At 43.9% G+C, this 6,000-nt stretch carries 3 protein-coding genes and 1 rRNA gene; 1 reads left to right on the forward strand and 3 read right to left on the reverse strand.

The genetic code is table 11. The annotated features are described in order from the left end of the window. Nucleotides 1-28: 28 nt before the first annotated feature. On the reverse strand, nt 29-2,185 hold the full coding sequence (locus tag BN1938_RS01825; protein ID WP_050638954.1) for an LPXTG cell wall anchor domain-containing protein: 2,157 nt from the start codon (nt 2,183-2,185) through the stop codon (nt 29-31). Nucleotides 2,186-2,501: 316 nt separating this feature from the next. Between BN1938_RS01825 and BN1938_RS01830 the strand changes: the two genes are divergently transcribed. Next, nucleotides 2,502-3,371 (forward strand): AraC family transcriptional regulator, encoded by an 870-nt coding sequence (locus BN1938_RS01830; RefSeq protein WP_050638955.1) that lies wholly within the window; start codon nt 2,502-2,504, stop codon nt 3,369-3,371. 21 nt (nt 3,372-3,392) lie between these two features. Here BN1938_RS01830 and BN1938_RS01835 read toward each other — a convergent pair whose 3' ends face one another. Both BN1938_RS01835 and BN1938_RS01840 read right to left on the reverse strand, forming a co-directional pair. Beyond that, nucleotides 3,393-5,636: an alpha-galactosidase gene (locus BN1938_RS01835; RefSeq protein ID WP_050638956.1), complete on the reverse strand. Its 2,244-nt coding sequence runs from the start codon at nt 5,634-5,636 to the stop codon at nt 3,393-3,395. Between the two features lie 259 nt (nt 5,637-5,895). Next, a 23S ribosomal RNA gene (locus tag BN1938_RS01840) occupies nt 5,896-6,000 on the reverse strand; the annotation flags it as partial.

Consider the following 6,000-nt stretch of genomic DNA (forward strand, 5'->3'; position numbering starts at 1 on the left):
CCCTCACGATCTCCACCCATCTGCTTGCCTAACGTTTCCTCTTCCGGTATGCCAGCATTAATACGGCCAGTCCTGATATCAGGAAGGCGCCAAGAATTAATACAAACTGAGTATTATCCCCAGTCTTCGGTGTGCGTTTGTCTTTCTCAAATGTAACAGATATCTTATGATTATCCTGGATGTCTGTAAACGTATACCGGTTATTCTTCACGGTCACCTCTCTGCCGTCTACCAGAACCTTTGCCACACGGTAGCCCTTATATGGGGTAAATGTAAATTCGCAGTTCTTTCCCTGCTCCACATCCACTCTGCCATTCGGATCTATCTTACCATTTGCCCCGGCCTCCGCTGTAATGGTATATACGGTAACCTTTTTCTCAATTATATTAAAAGATGTGCTAACTGATTTTGTATATTCAGTTTCTTCCCAGCCATTACCGGTATACTCTTCCAGTTGAAATCCTGCCGTCAGTTCGTAACTTCCAAGCCTTGTGCATTTGAATTTAACCGTATATGGAGGATTCTCCCAGCTTTTTATTGCTCCGCCCCAGGTCCAAGTCTTTGGCGCCCATCTGGTATCTCCCGCTGCAGGAGAAGTATTTTCCATACCAACACCGACTGCTGTAGCAGTCCAGACAGTTTCTGCCTCATAGGTACCGCCTTGTTCGATTCCGGTTATCTTTGCCCCATCAGAACTTATCGCGGTCCTATATTTTACCGTTTCACTGGGAAGGCTTTCCATGGCTTTATCAGGATCATATTTAGCACGTGTTACAAATTGATACTCCGTATCTGGCTCCAGCCCGTCAAATTCCGCATTTTCCTGCCAGCTGATTGTACCGTCTGCCATTCGCATACCATACTCCAGCTTATCAGCTGCCCTAAGCACAATAGAAGTATCGGAACGTTTCAAAATCTTTGGTGCCAAAGCCGCTGCTGCTGCGTTCTGTAATGTTGCCACACGGAGTATGTCACTATTCTCCCCCTGCATCTGTACCTTTTCATCTACATTGCGGCGCATAACAAATTGATATTCTGTACCCGGAGTCAGGTTGTCAAATACACCCATGGTATTCCATTCAACGTCTGTCCCGGTACCCAACATCCCGAATTCCATACTATCCGGGTCTTTCTCCTTATCCGGTACTTTTAACGATACGCTCGTATTCGTTCTGTCTGTCACTTCCGGAGCATATGCCGGTTTATCTGGCGCAGATTTCTTTGTCCTGACATCAGCTGGTATACTGCTGTCGCTTGCGGGGTAAGTTACATCTTCATATTTACCTGCTGCAATCCTGAGATAACACTTATAGGGGGTATCTGGCGTCAGCTTATCAAATTGGGGATCTGTCTGATAATCTGTTCCATTAATACTGAATTCATATTTATACTTAGGATCCGCATTCTTGGGGAGTTCCAATGTGATCTCTGTATCTTTTACTTCTTTAACGATTGGTGCCTCCGGAGCTATAAGCGATGGCGCCGGAGCTTTTGCCTCGACTTTGCTCCGTTTTTCATTTACCGGCTTTTTAATAGCATCTGAAAAATTCTGACTGTTATTTGTTTCCTTTTTAGTATCATCAGGCACCTGCTTCTTAGCCTCAGGAGTATCTTTTGTACCTTCCGATGTTATTTCTGTATCATTTGCCAAATTCTGTGGCTCATCCATCGGACTCTGCTTCTCTTCTCCCACCTCTGAATTCTGATTACTGTCCGTCAGTTTCTGCGTTTCATCTGGTTGAGCAGCCATATTTTCAGATGGATCAGGCGGCTGGTTCTGGGGAGTATCCGTAACCACATTCCCAGCAATTACATTTGTTGCAGCCGTATTTTGATATAATATAACATCTTCTCCGGTATGCCGACATGCAAAACTGTATTGTGTTCCGGGCTGCAGCCCGGTAAACACAACCGTTCTGCTTGCCTTATCATACTGTCCCGCCTCCGCCCACTTCCATATCCTGGCATTGTTTTTCTCGGTCTCTATGGCATATTCATAGTCTTGTTCTGTTCGCAGCTTAATACGATCTGTTGTCTTTTCTATTACTTCTGGTTTCTGTACACCGGTATCCTGCGTCACATTTACAGTCTCTGCCGATACTGGAAATGCAGGAAGTATCCCTGCGGCGCCTATCAAAACAAAAGTTAACAGTAAAGCCAATCCTCTTTTACCCTTCCATTTCATAAAATCCACCTCCTTTTGAGATTGTGTTTGAATGCGAATAATGCCAGACAAAGGGACTCTTTATTATATTATATCAGAATTCTCCAATAAATAAATTAATATTTGCTTAAATTCTCCATAGGGGTCAGACCTCTTTGCGCTCCGTTATGTATTTGCTTGACAGTAGGTTGCAGACAGGTTAAGATAAGCATAAAAAATCTATGCTGCAGACAAGCTGCAGCATTTATATTTATTGAATAGATAACGAATCCGCATGCATTAACCGCCATTTTTTAGAGCTTATGCTGATTGGCTTATGAAAGGAGATCCCCCGCAAATGTACACATTTACCCAATTAGAAATTCATAATAACCGACATTTTTATCCTCTGTTCTGTGGATGTCAGGCCTGCAGTCCCTCCTACTCCTTTGGCCCTGCAATGAGGGAATATCATTTATTTCATTTCTGTCTGGAAGGAAAGGGGCAGTTTTTTGCGGGTAATGTCTGCCACCGTATCCAAAAAGGACAGGGGTTTCTTATCTGTCCCGGAGATCTGACCTTCTACCAGGCGGACGAAAAAGAGCCCTGGACTTATCTCTGGATTGCAGTAGAGGGAGACATGGTGAAACACCATCTCTCCCTCTGCGGTCTTTCGCCGGAAACCCCTGTCATCGCCTGTCCTTACGTCCAGGAGCTGCGTGATATCATCCTGGATATGTTGGAACATTATGACGCAGATTACAGTAACGAACTCTATAATCAGGGACTTCTATATCAATTTTTTTCTTATCTGGCTAAATCACCAGGCGTATATAAGCCAAGTGAGCAGCACACGGAAAGCCAGTACATTGCCAAAGCAATCGAATTTATTAAGGTGAATTATCAGTCTCCGATTACGGTACTGCAAATTGCAGACTATGTTTCATTAAACCGCTGCTACCTGTCCACCCTGTTTCAAAAAAATGTGCATTTCTCTCCGCAGCAGTTTTTGAAAAAATATAGGATTACCAAGGCTTCTGAACTACTTGCAAATACTGATCATCTAATCAGGAATATTGCATTTTCCTGTGGATATACCAGCGAACTGGCTTTTACAAAAGCCTTCCGACAGGTAACCTCATTAACCCCCAGTGAGTACCGCAGGAGAAATAAACTTACGTCACGCACTATATGTACAAAGAATCCTCATGAAGATGATACTTATTAGCAATTCCAGAAATCTTTAGGTTTAATATTTATGAAAATAATAAAGACGTGATTGATAGTCCCCATTTACTCCATTATAGAAGCTGCTGTCTTCGCCGCAGGATTCATCCGAAAGGTTCCATCCTGCGCGAAGGAGTTCATCCCCATAATATATGCCGCTCTTTTCACCGCATTCTGTCTGGTACAGCATATTCTCATCAAGTCCCTGAAGTCTGAGACGGCGGTAACCTACGTTCACTTCCTGAAGTACTCTGTAATATCCCAGCAACGCCTCCGTTTGATCCGGTGAAACTACCATCCAAGCTGTTTCATTCCCGTCCCCTTCAAAGGGGCTGATTAAACGGTAAAAATCACCCTGCTGGATAAGCTTGCGGTGCTTTTTCATAAATTGAACCTGATCCTTTATGGTGTCTCTTTCTTCCTCTGTTAGTTCATTTAAATCCAGTTCATATCCAAAGGTGCCGAAATAGGCCACATTCGCCCTGCTGTCCATTGGAACGTTACGATGCAGCTGATGATTTGGAATCGCCGAAACATGAGATCCCATGCTGCTCAAAGGATAAACCATGGATGTTCCATATTGGATTTTAAGACGTTCCATTGCATCCGTATCATCTGAAGTCCAGCATTGAGGGGCGTAATAGAGCATCCCTGGATCGAATCTGGCGCCGCCGCTTGCACAGGATTCAAATAGAACTTCAGGGAATTTTTCAACCAGCCGTTCATACAGCCTGTACACTCCGAGTATATACTGATGATAAACTTTTCCTTGCTCGTCTGCATTCTTCCCCGATGAAAAGATCTCCGTCATACAACGGTTCATATCCCACTTGATATAAGAAATATCCGCCTCGGTCAGGATTTTTTCCATCATTGAATAAATGTAGTCAACGACTTCCACTTTTGAAAAATCAAGAACCATCTGATTCCTGCCATAGGATGTGTACCTGCCTGGCGTCTGCAGTACCCAGTCGGGATGCATTTTAAACAATTGGCTGTCTTCATTTACCATTTCCGGCTCAAACCACAGCCCAAAATCCATTCCCAGCGCCTTTACTTTTTCCGCAATCCCGGTTACACCAGCCGGAAGTTTTCTTTTATCAGGATACCAGTCTCCCAACGAAGACGTATCGTCATCCCGCCTTCCAAACCATCCGTCATCAAGCACAAACAGCTCTATCCCCAGCTGTTTAGCCGTATTCGCCAATGCCAGTATCTTTTCTTCATTAAAGTTAAAGTAAGTTGCTTCCCAGTTATTAATCAGGATAGGCCGCACCCTGTCACGCCATACTCCCCGTGCCAGCCTTGTCCGATATAGTTCATGATACGTCTGGCTCATACCATTAAGGCCCGCATCGGAATAGACCATAACTGCTTCCGGAGTCTGAAAGCTCTCTCCGTCCTGAAGTCTCCATTGAAAACCGCTTGGATGTATTCCCAGCAGTACTCTTGTCACATGATACGTATCTACTTCGGCCTGTGCGAGAAAATTTCCGCTGTATACAAGGCTGAACCCATATACTTCACCACTATTTTCGTCTGTGCCAGGCCTTTTTAAAGCAAGAAATGGATTATAATTATTACTGCTGCACCCTCTCATACTGTAAATGCTCTGGATACCATGCTCCAGTTTCCTGTTCCTGACTGCCCGTTCTCTTGACCATGCACCAGTCAGCTCAACCATTTCATAATCCATATCCGGAAGGTCCAGGCTTAAACTCATCGCAGTGTTCAGCCTGATTCCCTCCGGAAGACCACATTCAAATCTGGCGTTCCTCGTAATCACGGGATAGTCCCGATAGATCGTATAAGTAAGTACCAGCCTCGTACGTATCAAGCTGTCCTCAAGTTCAACCTCCAGCGTCTGGGCCTCTTCATCTAACTCTGTATATGTAGCAGGCAGTTGCTCTAGTTTCGGCTTCCCGGCGTAAATCTTATGACTCCGATACACAAACTCCGTAATCCGGCTCCCGTTAACCTGTTCTATTTCATATGCCGGATATCTCATATCTCCATGTCCAAATGATGGATACTCCTGTCGGATATGTTCCATACTGAAACGCTGGTCCCCCGGAAAAGCACACGCTGACATGGGACGCTTTTGCAATTCAAGTAAGTGCCCAAAACTTTCCCGGTCTCTCAAAGTCTTTCCAAAATAAAGTTGTCCTAATTCACCGTTTTTTAGAATAGTCATAATGTAACTTATCTTATCATTGCATAAATGAAACTCTCTTGAATCCTCATGAAAAATAATACTTGCTGTCATAAAACATAACCTCCTTTTGTTTTGAGATTATAGCATATGCTGCAGAGCCAGACCTATCCAATTGTTAGATTTATATATTGTGAGTGTTTGTTCTTAGGGGTCAGACCCGTTTGCGCACCGTTTTCTGAATATTCTAAACTTAACAACGCTTAACACAACAAAAAAACGATACCTTCTGGTACCGTCTCCTCATTCCATATGTATATACCTTCAAAACTGCATACAAAGAATTAAATCCATCCATTTCCTATCACCTTGCTTGGTTATGCCCTCGACCTATTAGTAACAGTCAGCTCCATATGTTGCCATACTTCCACCTCTGTCCTATCTACCTCGTCGTCTTCAAGGGGTCTTACTAACTTGA

This window comes from Eubacterium sp. SB2, from assembly GCF_001244405.1.
Taxonomy (GTDB): Bacteria; Bacillota; Clostridia; order Lachnospirales; family Lachnospiraceae; genus Faecalicatena; species Faecalicatena contortus_B.

Excerpts from the sequence above, each read along its gene's own strand:
- BN1938_RS01825 (WP_050638954.1), bottom strand. The coding sequence starts at position 2,185 with ATGAAATGGAAGGGTAAAAGAGGATTGGCTTTACTGTTAACTTTTGTT.
- BN1938_RS01830 (WP_050638955.1), top strand. The coding sequence starts at position 2,502 with ATGTACACATTTACCCAATTAGAAATTCATAATAACCGACATTTTTAT.
- BN1938_RS01835 (WP_050638956.1), bottom strand. The coding sequence starts at position 5,636 with ATGACAGCAAGTATTATTTTTCATGAGGATTCAAGAGAGTTTCATTTA.